Source organism: Methylococcus capsulatus, from assembly GCF_036864975.1.
Lineage (GTDB): Bacteria > Pseudomonadota > Gammaproteobacteria > Methylococcales > Methylococcaceae > Methylococcus.
In genome coordinates, this window is the sequence record NZ_CP104311.1 from 1,533,853 (window position 1) to 1,550,486 (window position 16,634).

At 61.6% G+C, this 16,634-nt stretch carries 16 protein-coding genes; 4 read left to right on the forward strand and 12 right to left on the reverse strand.

Features of this window, described 5'->3' with window-relative positions; translation table 11 throughout:
* Window positions 1-50: 50 nt before the first annotated feature.
* The 3 genes from N4J17_RS07545 to N4J17_RS07555 all read right to left on the reverse strand — a co-directional run bounded on the left by N4J17_RS07545 (window position 51) and on the right by N4J17_RS07555 (window position 4,706).
* Window positions 51-1,445 (reverse strand): sigma-54-dependent transcriptional regulator, encoded by a 1,395-nt coding sequence (locus N4J17_RS07545; protein WP_198322709.1) that lies wholly within the window; start codon window positions 1,443-1,445, stop codon window positions 51-53.
* Window positions 1,435-2,916, reverse strand: coding sequence for a sensor histidine kinase (locus N4J17_RS07550; protein WP_198322710.1), 1,482 nt, complete (start codon window positions 2,914-2,916; stop codon window positions 1,435-1,437). The genes N4J17_RS07545 and N4J17_RS07550 overlap by 11 nt, the downstream gene beginning before the upstream one ends.
* A gap of 92 nt (window positions 2,917-3,008) precedes the next feature.
* On the reverse strand, window positions 3,009-4,706 hold the full coding sequence (locus N4J17_RS07555; protein WP_198322711.1) for a SulP family inorganic anion transporter: 1,698 nt from the start codon (window positions 4,704-4,706) through the stop codon (window positions 3,009-3,011).
* Window positions 4,707-4,930: 224 nt separating this feature from the next.
* Here N4J17_RS07555 and N4J17_RS07560 point away from each other — a divergent pair, with 224 nt between their 5' ends.
* The 3 genes from N4J17_RS07560 to cysB all read left to right on the forward strand — a co-directional run bounded on the left by N4J17_RS07560 (window position 4,931) and on the right by cysB (window position 7,248).
* Complete coding sequence (locus N4J17_RS07560) at window positions 4,931-5,734, forward strand: inositol monophosphatase family protein (protein WP_198322712.1); 804 nt, start codon at window positions 4,931-4,933, stop codon at window positions 5,732-5,734.
* 128 nt (window positions 5,735-5,862) lie between these two features.
* Window positions 5,863-6,186 (forward strand): ferredoxin FdxA, encoded by a 324-nt coding sequence (fdxA, locus tag N4J17_RS07565; protein ID WP_198322795.1) that lies wholly within the window; start codon window positions 5,863-5,865, stop codon window positions 6,184-6,186.
* Window positions 6,187-6,273: 87 nt separating this feature from the next.
* The gene (cysB, locus tag N4J17_RS07570; protein ID WP_198322713.1) at window positions 6,274-7,248 is read left to right on the forward strand and encodes an HTH-type transcriptional regulator CysB; all 975 of its coding nucleotides are present in this window, start codon (window positions 6,274-6,276) and stop codon (window positions 7,246-7,248) included.
* Between the two features lie 10 nt (window positions 7,249-7,258).
* Here the strand turns inward: cysB and N4J17_RS07575 are convergent, their stop codons facing one another.
* From N4J17_RS07575 to N4J17_RS07595, 5 genes are all read right to left on the reverse strand, one after another.
* Complete coding sequence (locus tag N4J17_RS07575) at window positions 7,259-7,981, reverse strand: phosphoadenylyl-sulfate reductase (protein WP_198322714.1); 723 nt, start codon at window positions 7,979-7,981, stop codon at window positions 7,259-7,261.
* Between the two features lie 26 nt (window positions 7,982-8,007).
* Entirely contained in the window at window positions 8,008-9,591 is a 1,584-nt protein-coding gene (gene gshA, locus N4J17_RS07580; RefSeq protein ID WP_198322715.1) for a glutamate--cysteine ligase, read from the reverse strand.
* 45 nt (window positions 9,592-9,636) lie between these two features.
* Window positions 9,637-9,990 (reverse strand): DUF2782 domain-containing protein, encoded by a 354-nt coding sequence (locus tag N4J17_RS07585; RefSeq protein ID WP_198322716.1) that lies wholly within the window; start codon window positions 9,988-9,990, stop codon window positions 9,637-9,639.
* Window positions 9,991-10,069: 79 nt separating this feature from the next.
* Entirely contained in the window at window positions 10,070-11,233 is a 1,164-nt protein-coding gene (gene lplT, locus N4J17_RS07590; protein ID WP_198322717.1) for a lysophospholipid transporter LplT, read from the reverse strand.
* Window positions 11,230-13,380 carry an AMP-binding protein gene (locus N4J17_RS07595; RefSeq protein ID WP_198322718.1) on the reverse strand — a complete coding sequence of 717 codons (2,151 nt, stop codon included), beginning with the start codon at window positions 13,378-13,380 and terminating at the stop codon, window positions 11,230-11,232. Before N4J17_RS07595 ends, lplT begins: the two co-directional genes overlap by 4 nt.
* A 53-nt stretch (window positions 13,381-13,433) precedes the next feature.
* Between N4J17_RS07595 and N4J17_RS07600 the strand changes: the two genes are divergently transcribed.
* Window positions 13,434-13,847: a gamma-glutamylcyclotransferase family protein gene (locus tag N4J17_RS07600; protein WP_198322719.1), complete on the forward strand. Its 414-nt coding sequence runs from the start codon at window positions 13,434-13,436 to the stop codon at window positions 13,845-13,847.
* 190 nt (window positions 13,848-14,037) lie between these two features.
* Here N4J17_RS07600 and N4J17_RS07605 read toward each other — a convergent pair whose 3' ends face one another.
* From N4J17_RS07605 to N4J17_RS07620, 4 genes are all read right to left on the reverse strand, one after another.
* Complete coding sequence (locus N4J17_RS07605; RefSeq protein ID WP_198322720.1) at window positions 14,038-14,466, reverse strand: exosortase system-associated protein, TIGR04073 family; 429 nt, start codon at window positions 14,464-14,466, stop codon at window positions 14,038-14,040.
* 27 nt (window positions 14,467-14,493) lie between these two features.
* Window positions 14,494-15,189: an SDR family oxidoreductase gene (locus tag N4J17_RS07610; protein WP_198322721.1), complete on the reverse strand. Its 696-nt coding sequence runs from the start codon at window positions 15,187-15,189 to the stop codon at window positions 14,494-14,496.
* 112 nt (window positions 15,190-15,301) lie between these two features.
* The gene (sodB, locus tag N4J17_RS07615; RefSeq protein WP_198322722.1) at window positions 15,302-15,886 is read right to left on the reverse strand and encodes a superoxide dismutase [Fe]; all 585 of its coding nucleotides are present in this window, start codon (window positions 15,884-15,886) and stop codon (window positions 15,302-15,304) included.
* 217 nt (window positions 15,887-16,103) lie between these two features.
* Window positions 16,104-16,562: a YybH family protein gene (locus N4J17_RS07620; RefSeq protein ID WP_198322723.1), complete on the reverse strand. Its 459-nt coding sequence runs from the start codon at window positions 16,560-16,562 to the stop codon at window positions 16,104-16,106.
* Between the last annotated feature and the right edge of the window lie 72 nt (window positions 16,563-16,634).

Below are 16,634 nucleotides of genomic sequence, written 5' to 3' on the forward strand. Positions count from 1 at the left end.
ACCCTAATCGTGCAACCGGTTGTCGGGAATCCGACAAGACTGCAGGCGGTTCAGGCGGTTTCCTTGAGGCCGTACTTGCGGATGCGGTAGCGCAGGGTCTCGCGGGTGGCACCCAGCGCCCGCGCCGCGGCGGTGACATTGCCGCCATAGCGTTCGAGCGTGGTGCGGATGATGTAGCAGTCCATGTCGTCCAGCGCCATGCTGCCGTCCAAAGGCAGCACGATGCACTCGGTTCCCGACGCCGCCGGCGCAGGATGCGGCGCGTTGCTGTGTCCCGGCAGCTGCAGCCATTGTGCCGGGAACACAGGGCCGTCAGCGAACAGCACGCAGCGCTCGATGACGTTGCGCAGTTCGCGGACGTTGCCGGGCCAGTCGTAGTTCCGGAGCAGGGTCCATGCTTCGTCGGGAACGATTTTTACCTGCTTTCCGGCCTTGGCGTTGAATTCAGCGATCAGCAGCGGCACCAGTTCTTCCAGATCCTGCTTGACCTGACGCAGTGGCGGCAGTTGCAGCCGGAAGACGCTCAGGCGGTGGAAAAGATCGCTGCGGAAGCTGCCGTTGCGCACCATCTCTTCCAGATCGCGGTTGCTGGCCGCCAGGATCTGGACGTCGACGCTGATTTCCTTTTCCGAGCCCAGCCGGCGGATCTTGCGGTCTTCGATCGCCTTGAGCAGCTTGGCCTGCAGGTCGAGGTGCATTTCCCCGATCTCGTCCAAGAACAGGGTGCCGCCGTCGGCCTGCTCGATGAGGCCGCGGTGGCGACCGATGGCGCCGGTGAAAGCACCGGCCTCGTGGCCGAAAAGCTCGGATTCGAGCAGGTCGTGGGGAAGGGCAGCGCAGTTGAGTTCGATCAGGGGTTGCTGGGCGCGTTTGCCCGAATAGTGCAGGATGTGGGCGACAAGTCCTTTGCCGGTGCCGCTTTCGCCACCGATGATCAGGGCGCTGAACGGTACCCGGGTGAGACGCTCCAGCATGTCGCGTACCCGCTGCGCGGCTTCGCTGCGGCCGACGTAGGCTTCCGGCGAATAGCGGCGGTGCCGTTCCTGCGCCTGTTCGAGCAGACGGCGCTGCGCCTGGGCGGAGCGCGTCGCGCTGGCGACCACCAGGTCGAGACGTTCGAGTTCGCAGGGCTTTTCCAGGAAGTCGTAGGCTCCCAGACGCAGGGCGCGTACCGAATCCGGCACGCTGCCGTAGCCGGTCAGCAGCAGCCATTCCGATGTGTTGCCCTGGCCGCGCATCTCTTCCATCAGGTCCAGCGCGTTGCCGTCCGGCAGGCTGCGGTCGGACAGTACCAGCAGCGGGTCGACCGCTTTCTTGGTGAACAGGTTGCGCGCTTCGGCCAGCGTCTTGGCCCAATCGACGTCCCAGCCGGCCCGTTCGTAGTGTCGGACCAGTTCCGAGCCGAGCAGTTTCTCGTCTTCGATAATCAACAAGCTATAGGCCATGGGTGGCTTTTTCTCCGGCAGAAACGATGTGGCGGGGGATGATGAGTGTGCAGCAGGCGCCTCCTTCGGCCCGGTTGGCCAAATGCATCCGTCCGTTCACTTCGCGGATGAAGCGCTGTACCATGACGAGTCCGAGTCCCGTGCCACCAGGGCGGCCGGTTCCGAATGGACGTACGCCATGTTTCAAGATTTCGTCGGAAAATCCGGGGCCATTGTCGCAGACCCGGATGATCAATTGCTCGCCTTCGGTACGCACTATGATGCCGATCTTGCCGGGTGCCGGCCCGATTGCCGCGGCAGCGTTCAGGATCAGATTCAGCAGAGCCTGCCGCAAGCTGCTGTCCGGCAGATGGCAGGTGAGACCGTCCGGCACTTCATAGTTCAACGTGATATGGGATGGCACCTGATAGCGCGTCAACGCCACCAGATCGCGAAGCATCGCGGCCAGGTTGAAATCCCGTGCCGGCGCCGGCGTATGCTTGCCCCGAGCGAGCAGGTCGTTGAGCAGCCGGCCCATACGCTTGAGTTCGTCGATGATGAGCTCCAGCCTCTCGACATGTTCCGGGTTGCCCACTTCGCTTTTGAGGTTGCTGCAGCTCATCTGGATACCCGCCAGGGGATTGCGCAGTTCGTGCGCGATGCCGGCGGCGAGTTCGCCCAGTGCGGCGAAGCGTTCCGCCCTTGCGAGGCTGTATTGCTGTTCGAGCAGGGCTTGAGTAGCGGAGCGTACGTCCGCTTCCAAGGATTCGGCATAGCGCCGCTTGGTTTCCTGAAGTTCGGCGAGCTGGCTCACCATTTCGTTGTAACTGTTGAAGACCGGCAGCAGCACCGGGTCCAGGTTGCGGGTGGAGATTGGCGAGAAGTCCTCCAGGGCGATTCGAGACAGCAGCTCCCGCAAGTTCCGCAAGGGGGTCAGGATACGCCGGATCAGGAATAATACGGTCACCAGCAGGATGGCGGCGAGCGTGAGACTGGCGAGGGTGACCTCTTTGCGGGTCTTCGCGCTGATGTCTTCCAGCAACTCCTCCCGGCGGGCGGTTTCGGCATCCAGCATCTCACTCATCATCTGCAGCGCGAGCAACAGGCGGGTCCGCCGGGGGTGTGGGCCCAGCTGGCTAAGCAGGGGATCGGCGAGAGAGGTTTCGACGATCTGGAGCTTGCGCGGTGTGTCGGGATCGAAATGCTGGTCGGACTGGCGGAGTTGGTTGAGATCGCGGACGAGGGCATCGAAGCGCCCGGGCCGGATCGGCTTTTCGTCGTCCTGCAGGGAGTCGGTCAGCGCCTTTTGGAGGTCCAGGCCGGTCTGCATGATGCGGTGGGCGTAACTGACGTGGGCCCGGATGGTTTCGAAGCGATCGAGGTTGCGCCAGATCATGCCCACCAGCACAGCAAGGATCAGCACGAGCAGGCCGAGGAGTGCCCAGCCCCGAAGCTGGGCCGCACGGTAGACCAGAGGTTTCACGACAGACATGGGGAAAGGGGGTGGGGGGCATTATAGCCCAGACCCTTTGCCGCTCCAGTGCCAGCAATGGCGACTGGCGGCGGTGCAAAGAATCAATGCTTTCAGCCGGTTTGCCTGCCCAACTTCCCTTTGCCAGGGACATTCGCCGGCGCTTTGCGCCTTCTCGCGGCCAGGGGATGGTTCGAATAGGGTACGTGGGATTCCAGGCCCCGTATCTCGCAGCGGCCGCCCCGCTGTGCATAGTCGTGCCGGAAATGGTCGATGAATTCCATCACAGTGTGGTCGATGAACTCGGCCTCCGACAGGTCGAAAATGACCGTTTTGCCGATGGGCAGATCCGTGACTTCGCTCTTCAGCGCGATGAAATTGGAGAAGATCGCGGAGCCGTCGACATGGATCACGAAGGTATCGGCCGGTTGCTCTTCGACGTGGTAGGAAATCTTGAGCAGATGCTTGGGGTGAACGCCCCGCAGCATGTGGATGACCAGTTTGGCGAGGATGCCGATACCGACGCCAATCAGGAGATCCGTGGCAAGCACCCCGAAAATGGTGACCACGAACAGCGTCAACTGCTCCCAACCGATGTCCATGGTCTTGACGAATTCCCGGGGCGATGCCAAGCGAAAGCCGGTGTACACTAGCAGCGCCGCCAGCGAAGCCAGGGGAATCTCGTGGATCACGCGCGGAAACAGAGCGACGAACAGGAGCAGGAAAGCGCCATGGAAGAAATTGGCCCAGCTGGTTTTGGCTCCATTGGTAATGTTGGCCGAGCTGCGGACGATTTCCGCGATCATCGGTAGCCCGCCGATCATGCCGCAGAGCAGATTTCCGGCGCCGACGGCGGTGAGATCGCGGTTCAGGTCGGAATAGCGCTTGTAAGGGTCGAGTTTGTCCACGGCTACCGCGCTGAGAAGTGATTCCAGACTGCCGACCAGGCAGATGCTGATCACTGCGCTCCAGAATTCTGCCGTCCATACCTTGGAAAAATCCGGGAAATAGAATCCTGCGGTGAAATCTTCCGGAATGGTCACCAGGAACTTGGGGCCGACGGTGTATTCGTGGTGTGGCAGAATCGGGTTGTCGGGATGGAACATATAAATATGTTCATGATCCAGATCGAAGTATTTGCCGAGGGCCATCCCGGCGATCACGACCAATAGCGGCGCCGGCACCATTTTCAGGTGGCGGCTTCGCATCAGTGACCAGGTGATGAGGATCAAAAGGCCCACGGCGCCGATCAGCGCGATTTCCGGGTTGGGATTGAGGAGGCTGTGGGGAATCTCTGCAATCGTCGCCAGGAGGTCATCGCTGGAAGCCCCCGGTTTAACGCCCACCATGACGTGGATCTGCTTGGCCATGATGATGATGCCGATCGCGGCGAGCATGCCGTGGACCACCGAGGCGGGGAAATAGGCGTTGAGGCGCCCCGCCTTGAACAAGCCCAGCGCGATCTGCAGCACCGAAGCCACCACGATGGCGGCCAAGGTACAACGGTAGCCCTGCATCGCGTCGCCCTGGCCCAGCGTTTGCGTCGCGGCAAGGATCACCACGATGAGCCCGGCAGCAGGGCCGTTGATGGTCACATGGGAGCCGTTGATCCGGGAGACCAGGACTCCTCCAATCACGGCGGAAATGATCCCGGCCATCGGGGGGAAGCCGGAAGCCATGGCGATGCCGAGGCAAAGAGGCAGAGCGATCAGGAAGACCAGAAAGCCGGAGACCAGGTCGTTGTTCCAATGGGCGCGCAAGCCAGCAAATCCGGCCGGCGGCATGCTATCGGCGATCGTCGATGTGTTCATGGTGGTTTCGTCTGAGATACGGGCTTCGGTGTTTCCCCTAAAAGCGAAGACCGTGCTACTGTTTAGGCCAGTTGAAAGCCGCATGATGACGGGGGTTTGGCTGTGTCTGCCGGCGCGGGTGGTTGCCATCACCCGTAATGACGGGTGGTTATCCACCACGGATCGTCGTATCCCCCGATTTTTTGCGTAAACTTGCTGAACGTTAGGAGAGGACTGAGCGGAAAATGCTTCCCGAAATCGCAGCCCTGGAGTCCTTGCTGAGAGAGGCCGCTCGCGAGGAACTGCTTCCCCGTTTCGCCCGGTCCCAGCGGTCGGTCAAGCCCGACGGCAGCATCGTCACGGAGGCTGATTTGGCGGTGCAGGAGCGGCTGGTCGGAGAGCTTCGCAAGCTGACGCCCGACCTCGATGTGCTCGGAGAAGAAATGAGCCGGGACGAACAGGAGAGGCTCATGGCAGGTGCCGGGGCCGGCCTGTGGTGTCTGGACCCACTGGACGGGACCAGCAATTTCGCCGCCGGGATTCCGTTCTTTTCGATATCGCTGGCCTTGGTCCGGGAAGGGCGTTCGGTGCTCGGCCTGGTGTACGATCCGGTGCGTGGCGAATGCTTCTCCGCCAGGGCCGGCGAGGGAGCGTGGGTGAACGGCGAGCGTCTGCTGCCGCGGCGTGTCGGTCTATCCCTCCCGCGCTGCATCGCCGTGGTCGATTTCAAGCGCCTGGATCGTGCCTTGCGACGCCGGCTGGTGGATGAACCGCCATTCAGTTCGCAACGCAACTTCGGGTCCACGGCCCTCGAATGGTGCTGGCTGGCGGCGGGGCGTTACCATCTTTATCTGCACGGCGGCCAGAAGCTGTGGGACTATGCGGCTGGCATGTTGATTCTGGCCGAGGCCGGCGGCCAAGCGACCCGTCTCGCCCGGGAGCTGCCCCTCGCGGCGGACATGGGGGGGCGTTCCGCGGTGGCCGCTCTGGATCCCGAACTGTTCGTTCAATGGGTGGAGTGGCTCGGTGCAACGCCATCGGAGGGGTGAGCTCGGGTTTGGGGAAAAAGTGGCGCGCATGTAAAATGCGTGCCCACGATGCGGGACCGGACATGGCCGCTTCCGGAATTGACAACGCTTTACTCAAGCGAACGACCTTCACCTTTAGGATTGCTCAGATGACCTTTGTTGTGACTGAAAACTGCATCAGATGCAAATACACCGATTGCGTTGATGTCTGCCCGGTGGATTGTTTTCATGAGGGGCCCAATTTTCTCGTCATCGATCCTGACGAATGCATCGATTGCACGCTGTGCGAACCCGAATGCCCTGCTCATGCGATCTATTCCGAAGATGAACTGCCGGAAGGCCAGGAGCAGTTCATCCAGTTGAACGCCGAGCTTTCCAAGATCTGGCCCACCATTTCCGAGGTGAAGGAGGCCCTGCCGGATGCCGACGAGTGGAATGGCAAGCCGGGCAAGCTGCAGTATCTTGAGCGCTAACCTTTCTGCCCGCACTTTGCCGTACCCGCGCGCGTCTTGGCCCAATCGGTACCAGACGCGGGCGGGCTCGATTTCCGGGGTTCAGCGGTGAAGCTGCAGCAGCTGCGTTATGTGTGGGAGGTCTCCCAGCACGATCTCAACGTTTCCTCGACCGCGGATGCCTTGTTTACGTCCCAGCCGGGTATCAGCAAGCAGATCAAGCTGCTGGAGGAGGAGCTGGGAATCTCCATCTTCGCCCGCAACGGCAAGCACCTGACCGAAATCACGCCGGCCGGTAAGTACGTCGTCGAACTCGCCGGACAGATTCTCAGCAAGGTGCAGGACATACGCAGCGTCGCCCAGGAATTCCGCGACAACCGGGTCGGTTCGCTGTCCATCGCCACCACCCATACCCAGGCCCGCTATGCCCTTCCGCCGGTGGTGCGCGAATTCATGCGGCGCTATCCGGGCATCAAGCTCAACATGCATCAGGGTACGCCGGTCCAGATCGCCGAGGAGGCGTCGCGCGGTCTGGTGGATCTCGCCATTGCGACCGAGGCGATCGAACTCTTCGGCAACCTGGTTATGCTGCCGTGTTACCGGTGGAACCGGATCGCTCTGGTGCCAAAGGACCATCCGTTGGCTGAGAAGCCCAGCCTGACGCTGCAGGATCTCGGCGAATACCCCTTGGTCACTTATGTTTTCGGGTTCACCGGCCGGTCGCATCTGGATCAGGCATTCAACAAGGCGGGTATCAAACCAAGACTGGCCCTGACCGCCGTCGATGCCGACGTCATCAAGACCTATGTGCGGCTGGGGCTGGGCGTCGGTATCATCGCCAGGATGGCATACAACCCCGAAACCGATGCGGATCTGGTGGCGCTCGATGCTTCGCATCTGTTCGAAAGCAGCGTGACCAACATCGGCCTGCGGCGGGACATCTTCGTCCGCGGTTTTCTCTACGATTTCATCGCGTTGTTCGCGCCGCATCTGACCCGCGAGGTGGTGGAGCGGGCGCTGGCCTTGCGTGAACCGAAGGAAATCGAAGCCCTGTTTGCCGGGATGACGCTGCCTGTGCGGTAGTTTCGGGTCGTCAAACCTTGGAAGCGTCGCCGATGTGCAGACCACATTCCTTCTTCAGCGCGTCCTCCCACCACCAGCGGCCCTCGCGTTCGTGCTGGCCGGGGCGGATCGGGCGGGTGCAGGGTTCACAGCCGATGCTGACATACCCTTTGAGGTGCAAAGCGTTGAACGGGAGCTCGCAAGCGGCGATGTAGTCCCATACCTGAGCGGAAGTCCAGGCGGCCAGCGGATTGAATTTCACGAGAGGGTGACTTTCGCTCGCGAAGGCGGGGTCGGTTTCCACTTCAGGGACCGCCTGCCGGGTCGGGTTCTGGTCCCGACGTTGGCCGGTGATCCAGGCGTCGAGCGTTGCCAGCTTGCGGCGCAGGGGGCCGACCTTACGGATGCCGCAGCATTCTCGATGGCCGTCCCGGTAGAAGCTGAACAGCCCCTTTTCCCGCACCATTGCTTCCAGTTCCGTGGCGTCCGGCGATAGTACTTCGAGGCTGATGGGAAAACGCCCGCGCACTTCTTCGATGAAGCGGTAGGTCTCCGGGTGCAGGCGTCCTGTGTCCAGGGTGAAGACTTCAATGCCCGGGCGCAGCCGCGCGGCCATTTCGACCAACACGACGTCTTCCGCCCCGCTGAACGATACCGCGATCCGCTCGAATCGGCTCAATGCCGCTTCCAGAACGGCGCGGGGGGAACGGCCAGCCAGTTCGGCCTGGAGTGTGTCGATTTCGATGTGCGTCATAGGGGTCACGAATCGCTTGCAAGCTTTCAGGTTTGGGCGAAATAGTGCTCCAGGTAATCGGCAAAGGCCAGCGTGTCGCCCTCCTCGATGGCTTCTTGTTCCACCAGCGATGCTTCGGCCATGCGCCGCATGGCCTCGGTTTTTTCGGGGGGTAGTGGAGGGTTGCGCAAGCGCTCGGCGTGCTGCAGCGACAGTCGTTGCGCGAATTCATCGAAGGATTCGTGATTGTCCCGCATCTCCCGCAGCATGCGGGCCGAAGGCAGATACTGTTCGGGGTCGGCGATCGCTACATATTGCTGCTCCAGAGCGGCGGAAAACACTCGGCCGGTCGAGTCGTCATCCAGCGCAGCCGCGATTGGCGCCATGGATTCGCACAGCTCCTTGGCCCAGGCTCGAAGATCCACTGCGGTGTCATCCCGGATCAGTGTCATGCCCGGCGTGCGCCCACAACAAGCGGTGGCCAGCAAGTTGTTGGCTGCGGTTTTCTTTTCCTCCGTGCTCATCGGCGGACTGTCGGTGAGGAGGGACAGCAGCAGGAAGGTTTCCATAAACCTCAACTGCTCGAGACTGATTCCGGCCGGATGATAGCAGTTGAGGTCCACCGAGCGCAGTTCGAGATAACGGACACCACGCTTTTTCAGCGCCAGGGTGGGCATTTCGCCGGAACGGGCGATCTGTTTGGGGCGCACGGTACTGTAATACTCATTCTCGATCTGCAGGAGGTTGGCATTGAGCTGGCGATATTCGCCATCCACTTCGACGCCGATGGTCTGGTAGGGCGCATAGGGCGTTGATATGGCATGGCTGAGATCGCGGACGTAATCGTCCAGCCGGTTGAAGGAGATGTCGAGGCTGGCCTGATTGTCGTTGCGGTAACCGATATCGCTCATGCGCAGCGAAGTGGCGTAGGGACGGTGCCAGGTAGCAGGATCGAATTCGGTGAAACTCGCTGCCAGCGGCGTTTCCCGCCCCGCGAGGAAGGACTTGGACATGGCGGGTGATGAACCGAAAAGGTACAGGATCAGCCAGCCGAAACGCTGGATGTTGCGCACCATGCCGAAATAGCGGTCGGCGACGAATTCGGCCAGGGACCGGCGGTCGCCGGCCATGGCCTGCAGGATCGGCCAGAGTTCTTCGCTCACCGAGTAATTGAAGTGGACGCCGGCGATGGCCTGCATGGCCCGGCCATAGCGGTAACCCAGGCCGCGCCGGTAGATGTGCTTCATCCGACCGATGTTGGAACTGCCGTAGACCGCGATCGGAATGCTTTCGTCGCCTTCGATCCGGCAGGGCATCGAGGTCGCCAGCAGCAGTTCATCGCCGATGTTGGCGTGAACGAAGCGATGGAGATCCTCCATTGCCGCCAGAGTGTCGGCGCTGTCTTCGAAAGGCGGGGTGATCAGTTCGATCAGCGCCTCGGAATAGTCGGTGGTGATGGCAGGATGGGTCAGTGCCGAGCCCAGAGCCTTCGGGTGCGGCGTGCGTGCAATTTCGCCGGCGGCCGTGATCCGCAGGCTCTCCTTTTCCAGTCCTTTCAATCCTTTTCGCAGCAAATGCACCTGTCCGGCGCGGGCGAGCTGCTCGAGCCGCGAGTCGATGAGGTTTCTCAAGCGCGGGAATCCTAAAAAAGACGTGTTGCCGTGATCGCCAGGGGGTTACCAACTGAACAGGACCCACTGCGGGATGTCCATACTGCGAGCCATGTCGGTCGTCCGGACGTCCATGTTACCGTCGCCGTCCTTGTCCATCATGATATAGGGCGGACCGATCTTGGGTTTGACCTTGATCATGTAGAGTCTACCGTTGATGCGGTATTCCTCGTAGAGATCTTCGCCCTTGCGCATGATGGTGACGTCCGGCTCCAGTTCCTCTCCGCTCTGGACCGGCCCCGGGATGTCGGGCGGATCGGGTACCGGCTGGAGCTTCCCCGCATCGGGCGAATCGATGCCCCAGGCAAGCGGCGCAAGCAGCAGGAGCAGTAAGGGCAATCGGCGGGTCGGGAATGGCATGGATGCTTCGAGGGCTGAAGTCTTCAGAGCCTTAATCATATTATAGATTCGGTCTTGCCGCCGCTTTGCCGCACGGTCCTCAGCCGTCCGCGGCTTTGGGGGGGAGCCGGATGGCTAATTGGATGACGCCGCAAAGCACGATGGAGCTCATGGCCAGCAGCACCATGACGGGATCTGCGCCTTGTGCGGCGGCGCCGGTGTAAAGACCGACGGCGACGAGCATGGCGGCATTCAAGAAAAAATTCTGGATGGCGACGGCGATGCCGGCGCCGACGCTGCGGTGGCCGATGTCCTGGATGGCAGCGTTGAGTGGCACCACGAAGAAGCCCCCGGCGATGCCGATGCCGAGGAGGGCGCCGCGGGCCGGCCAGGGTTCGGACGAGGCTGCAAGAAGGCCGAGCATGAGCCCCATCGCATAGCCTGCATAGCGGCTGCGGCGGATTTCCGCCAGTGGAATCCAGCGTGGGGCAAGGGCGGCACCGATGATGATGCCGATGGCAGTGAACAGGGTCAGTTCGGCGATGTCGCTGGCGGTTTGGGTGTGCAGCACCGCGGGTGCCCAGGCGACGAGGACGACGCGTAAAGTCGCGGCGGCGGCCCAGAACATGGCCAGTCCAAGCAGGACCAGCCGAGCCCGCTGGGATTTCAGCAAAGCCCTGCTCTGTGCCACCCATTGACGGATGGCTGAGACTTCGGTACGGTAGCGCGCCGGCAGCCGGGGCAGCAGCAGTCCGACCAGGACCGACAGCAGAAAGCAGCCACAAATGACCATAAGGGCCGCCGGGATCGACCGGTCGGCGATCTTGGCGCCACCGACGGTTCCGAGCAGGATGGCGGCGATGGTGGCCCCCTCCACCCAGCCGTTGGCCTTGACCAGATGAGCCTCGTCGGCGATTTCTGGCAGGATGCCGTATTTGGCGGGGCTGTACAGGGCCGCGCCGGCCCCGACCAACGAATAGGCGATCAGTGGCTCGATCCCGGCCAGCAACAGGAATCCCCCGGCCGTTTTGATCAGATTGGCGATGATCAGAACCTGGGGTTTGGGCAGCCGGTCGGCCCAGATGCCAACCCAGGGTGCGAGCGTCACGTAGGCAATCAGAAACACGCTCTGCAGGGCCGGAATGTACCAGTCTCCATGTGTGTTACCCTGCAGTACGATGGCGATGACGGTGAACAGGATCGCGTTGTCGGCGAAAGCGGAGAGAAACTGGGCAACGACCAGCGGTGCGAGTCCCTTGATCATTCCCCGGTCTCCGCCGCCAGCAGGGCGGTGAGTGTCGGGTAGTCGATCTTGCCTGAGCCGAGCAGCGGCAGGGCAGGCAGAACCCGAATCCGTTTGGGCAGATACAGTTCCCCTAGGCCTTCGGCACGTGTCCGCTCGAAAAGCAGAGTCCGGTCGGCCCGCGGCTGGCTGGTCGCCAGAACGATCTGTTCGCCTTTGCGCGGGTCGGGGAGGTTGACGGCGGCGTGCTGGGCATCCGGCCACACCCTGGCCGCCAGTTCCTCGATGACCGCCAGCGAGATCATTTCGCCGCCGATCTTGGCGAAGCGTTTGGCTCGCCCCTTGATGGTGACATAGCCGTGGGCGTCGACGCTGACGATGTCGCCGGTATCGTACCAGCCGGGGCCGAAGCACGAGGCCGGTGGTTCGATCCGGCCCGGCGCCTGGGCATGGAGATAGCCAAGCATGACATTCGGCCCTTTCACGTGCAGCCGTCCGCCTTCGGCGATGCCTTCCACCGGTTCCAACGCATATTCGATGCCCGGCATGAGGCGGCCGACCGTGCCTTCCCGATAATGCATCGCGGTGTTGGCCGCCAGCACCGGGCTGGTTTCCGTGACGCCGTAACCTTCCATGATGCGGATGCCGAATTTGTCGGCCCAGAGGCGGCGGGTTTCGGGTTGTACCTTTTCGGCGCCGGCGAATACGTAGCGGATGCTGTAGAAGTCATAGGGGTGAGCGTGTTTGCCGTAGCCGTACAAGATGGTATTGGTCCCGAACAGGATGGTGGCGTTGATGTCGTAGGCCACCTCGGGAATGATCCGGTAATGCAACGGAGAGGGGTAGAGGAACACCCGCGTACCCGACAGCAACGGCAACAGGGTGCCGGTGGTGAGGCCGAAAGAGTGAAAAAGGGGCAGGGCATTGAGGATCACGTCCTGTGGACCGAAGTCTACGCGGGCGGCGAACTGCTCGCGGTTGGCGAGCAGGTTGGCGTGCGACAGCGCGACTCCCTTGGGCGGCCCTTCCGATCCCGAGGTGAAGAGGATCACCGCCGGCGAGTCTGCCGACGCCCGGTCGCGACCGAGGTAATCGGCCAGGCGCCCTTTCACGAACGCCCGCAGCTTGTCCAGGGCCGGAATGCTGCCGAAGATGTCGTCCAGATAAATCACCTTCACCCGGGTCTCGAGCTGGGCGAGGGTGTCTCCCAATTTGGCCGCCTCGACGAAACGCCGCGAGGTCAGGACCGTCCGGATGGCGGCTGTGTCGCAGGCCGCTAACAGTACGGAGCTGCCGGTGCTGAAGTTGAGCATGGCGGGTATGCGGCCAGCATGCTGCAGTCCCAGGAGTGTGGCCACCGTGCCGATGGCGGTGGGCAGCAGGATGCCGACGGTTTCGCTGGCTTCGGTCAGGTGTTCGAGTTTTTCGCTGGCCAACAATGCCCGGGCGATCAGATGGTCGTAGCTCACGGGCTTGCGCTCGGTGTCTTCGAGCACGCAGGTCCTGCCGCCGTGCACGTTGCGGGCATCGAGCAGGGCGGAGAACAGGGTGCCACGGTGATTGCCGGTGGCGAACATCATCTCACTCATGATGTCTGACAGAGCCAGGCCGGCATGGCGTCGGCGCTCCTCGCCCTGAGCCTCGGGCGGCGGCGTAATCTTCCGCGGCGGCAGGATGTTGATGGTGATCCGGGGCAGCCAGCGCAGGCGGACCACGCCTTTGAGACGGGAGAAGGGTGTGTACTGGGCGCCGTCGATACGTACCGGCAGCACGGCAGCGTTGGCTTTGTCCGCCACCATTCCCGAGCCGTCGTAGATCTTCATCAGCGAGCCGGTCACGGTGATGCGGCCTTCGGGAAACACCACCGCTTTCCGGTCGCGGCGCAGGTGATGGGTCAGGGCTTTGACCGACATGGGATTGATGGGGTCCATCGGGAAGGTCCGGACCCGCCGCAGAGCCGGTTTGACCCACCAGGTCTCGGCGATGTGGGTATTGATCGCGAAGGTGATTTCGTCCGGCAGAAAGGCCCAGAGCAGGATGGGGTCCAGGAACGAGGCGTGGTTCGAGACGATGAGCACCCGCTCTCCGGCGCTATGGAAATGTTCGATGCCCTTGACTTGGATCCGATAAAGGCTTTTGAGTAAGAATCGGATTATCGGCTTGATCATGGTGGGCTGGGTTGTTGCCGGAAGGGGCTGAATCTAGTCGGACTCGGGAAACAATGGGAACTTCGCTGTTCGCTTATGGCACTCTGCAATTGCCGGAAGTGATGGCCGCCGTGACAGGCCGGACTTTCGCTGCCGTACCGGCGTGGCTGTTTGACCACGCGCGCTACCGTCTGCGCCACCGCATCTATCCGGGTTTGCGGCGCGAAACCGGGGCAGTCACCGTCGGCACTCTGTTTCTCGGGCTCGATCCTCAGGCTCTGGCCCGCCTGGACCGCTTCGAAGACAGCTTCTATACAAGGACCAGGGTTACGGTTTCAACCGCCGAGCTGGGTTGTCAGGTAGCCCAAGTCTATCTGATCCCCCCGTGCAGTGAGCATCTGCTGGTTTACCGCGGCTGGAGCCTGGACGATTTCGTCAGGACGCATGCCTCCGCCTATGTCCGGCGCTGCCGGCGGCAGTTCCGCTAACGATCATGGCGCCCAGCCGCCCCGGATGACGACAAATCGGCGAGGAGGCTGATTTGCACTTTTTTGCGCCCGCCGGGTGCGATACGAGGAGGTATCGCGTGATCGCAACGGTTCGCCATAATCGTTTCCCTCACCCGTTCGCGGGCGAGGCGGCAAAGGAACGCTTCGCATTGTTCCATGTCCGACCTCCCTACATCTTCGAATAAGGCGGGGCTGCTGGGGCTGGGGCCGGCTTCGGGTCACTGAGGATTCCGGAGGTGAACGCCGGGCCATAGCTGGTTTCGTCGGAAAATTTCTGCCAGACGAATTCCGGATGGGTGATTGGCTGGGTCGGTACCGGGAAAGTGAGGAAGTCCACGGCGCCGGTGAGCGTACGTCCGACCGTGTGCAGTAGCCCCTTGAACAGTCCTCCGGAGATGCCGAACAGGACATTGGTCTGGTTGCTGGTATTGATCATGCTCTTGGGAATTTCCAGCCAACCTAGGGTCAGGTTTGACAGGCCACTACCCAGCTTGAGCGTCGTGGTGGCGCCATAGTCGTCGGCTTGCGCCGACGGTACGGCAGCGGCCATGCCCGCCAGCAGGAGCAGGGTCGGGACGGAAAGCGGTTTGTTCGGCATGAAGGCATCCTTGAGTTCGAAGACCGGTTACCATGGCAAGGCCCGGCCGTCGAAATTCAAGAAGCGTCCGGACCATGCGGGCGTGTATTCGTCGATGATCCGCCGCATGCCGCCGATGCTTGTCTCCGCCGTCGTCGTCGCCCTCGGCCCACCCATGTCGGTCAATACCCAGCCGGGGTTGAGGATCAGCACGCCTATGCCGAGCGGTTTGAGGTCGAGGGAGAGGCTCTTGAATGCGGCGTTCAGCGCCGCCTTACTGGAGCGGTAACAGATCGCGTTGCCGCTGGTGTTATCGCCCATGCTACCCATCAGGCTGGTGATGCCCACGATCAGTTTGCGGTTCCCCCGTTCGAGATGCGGCAGGAAGCTTTCCGCCATTTTTACGGGCGCCATGGTGTTGGTCTTGAAGACGTCCTCCCACACTCCGTAGTCGATGTTTCCAAAACCGTTGCCGGGTTTGTCACCATAGACGCCAGCATTGTTGATGAGGACGTCAATCGGTTGACCGGCAAGGGCCGAGGCCAGCTGATCGATCGCAACGAAGTTCCGCACGTCGAGGGCATGTATGGCCAGATGTTCGTAGCGCTTGGCCAGTTCGCGCAGCTCGGCGGCATCATGGGGCTGGCGGCAGGTGGCAATCACTCGCCAACCGGCGTCGAGGTACTGGCGGGTGAATTCGAGACCGAGTCCGCGGTTGGCGCCGGTCACCAGGACGGAAGGCACGGTTGAATCCTCAAGCAAATGGATGTCGTCGATGCGAATTCTATTACATCGGCGGGCACAAAAAAGCCCTCGTCCGTGCGGACGAGGGCTCTCGTATGCCCAGAGGGAGTCCTCAGCCGCCGAAATTGGCCGCGGCGAATTCCCAGTTCACCAGGTTCCAGAAGGCTTCCACATATTTCGGGCGGGCGTTCCGGTAATCGATGTAGTAGGCGTGCTCCCATACGTCGCAGGTCAGCAGAGGCGTCTGCCCCGAGGTCAACGGGCAGCCGGCGTTGCTGGTGCTGACCAGCGCTAGGCTGCCGTCGGCGTTCTTGACCAGCCAAGCCCAGCCGGAGCCGAAGGTGGTCACCGCACATTGGGTGAACGCTTCCTTGAATTTGTCGAACGAGCCAAAGCTCTTGATGAGGGCTTCGGCCAGTGCGCCGGTGGGCTCGCCGCCGCCGTTCGGTGACAGGCTGTTCCAATAGAAGGTGTGGTTCCAGATCTGGGCCGCATTGTTGAAGATGCCGCCGGCAGGCGCTTTGCGGATGATCTCTTCCAGAGACAGGTTTTCGTACTCGGTGCCCGGAATCAGGTTGTTCAGATTGGTGACATAGGCCTGATGGTGTTTGCCGTAGTGGTACTCCAGCGTTTCCGCCGAAATATGCGGCTCCAGGGCGTTTTTGGCATAGGGCAGAGCAGGCAGTTCATGGGTCATGGCGAGTCTCCTTATTGGGTGGGTGGTGGAAAGTCACCGCCCGAACGGCAGGGTGCCTTCGGGTGGATAAATCCCGGGTATTTTACTGGGAAAAACGGGCCTTGGCAGCGGTCGTCAAGGATAGGAATCCATGAGACGAGCCGCTTGGCCCGGGGAAAGAAAAAACGAGCTTCAGGGGAAGCTCGTTCTGCGCAAGAAGGAACCGGCGTTGTCGGCTTCAGCCACGGGATCGTTCCGACCATTGTTGGACCTGGGCTTTCCAACTGCCATCGCTCTGGCGTTTGAGTACGCTGTAGAGCACACCGTCGTAGTGGTAGCGGAGCGTCTGGTGCGAATCCTGCAATGTCTTCAAATCGGACAGCGTGGTGGTCGTAACGATGGTGTCGTCTTTTTCGCCTTTAACATCTACGATATCAATTTTGAAAGCGCCCTGGTTGATCAAGGTCCGCCAGAAGTTGCGGATTTCGACCGGATCCCGGGAGACTTTTCCGTTCGGCTGCACCAAAATGGCGTCCCTTGTGTACAGCGAAACGATTTCTTCGACCTTGCCGTCAGCGAACGCCTGGTTCCACTCGGCGGCGTTGTTGGCAGCGATGGTCCGGATGTCTTCCTGTGCCCATCCCGGGGTGGTCAAAAGGCCGAAGACGGCCACCAGCGAGAAAATTTGAGTACGCACGGGGTTTCTCCATGGTCAGTAGGGTTTGAACTGACTATAGGAAACCACGTCATGGTTTACAATATCCAATAA

Coding starts and splice junctions, on each gene's coding strand:
- N4J17_RS07595 (WP_198322718.1), bottom strand. CDS start 13,380: ATGATCAAGCCGATAATCCGATTCTTACTCAAAAGCCTTTATCGGATC.
- sodB (WP_198322722.1), bottom strand. CDS start 15,886: ATGACCCATGAACTGCCTGCTCTGCCCTATGCCAAAAACGCCCTGGAG.
- N4J17_RS07600 (WP_198322719.1), top strand. CDS start 13,434: ATGGGAACTTCGCTGTTCGCTTATGGCACTCTGCAATTGCCGGAAGTG.
- N4J17_RS07560 (WP_198322712.1), top strand. CDS start 4,931: ATGCTTCCCGAAATCGCAGCCCTGGAGTCCTTGCTGAGAGAGGCCGCT.
- N4J17_RS07575 (WP_198322714.1), bottom strand. CDS start 7,981: ATGACGCACATCGAAATCGACACACTCCAGGCCGAACTGGCTGGCCGT.
- N4J17_RS07605 (WP_198322720.1), bottom strand. CDS start 14,466: ATGCCGAACAAACCGCTTTCCGTCCCGACCCTGCTCCTGCTGGCGGGC.
- N4J17_RS07545 (WP_198322709.1), bottom strand. CDS start 1,445: ATGGCCTATAGCTTGTTGATTATCGAAGACGAGAAACTGCTCGGCTCG.
- N4J17_RS07550 (WP_198322710.1), bottom strand. CDS start 2,916: ATGTCTGTCGTGAAACCTCTGGTCTACCGTGCGGCCCAGCTTCGGGGC.
- lplT (WP_198322717.1), bottom strand. CDS start 11,233: ATGATCAAGGGACTCGCACCGCTGGTCGTTGCCCAGTTTCTCTCCGCT.
- N4J17_RS07555 (WP_198322711.1), bottom strand. CDS start 4,706: ATGAACACATCGACGATCGCCGATAGCATGCCGCCGGCCGGATTTGCT.
- fdxA (WP_198322795.1), top strand. CDS start 5,863: ATGACCTTTGTTGTGACTGAAAACTGCATCAGATGCAAATACACCGAT.
- N4J17_RS07585 (WP_198322716.1), bottom strand. CDS start 9,990: ATGCCATTCCCGACCCGCCGATTGCCCTTACTGCTCCTGCTGCTTGCG.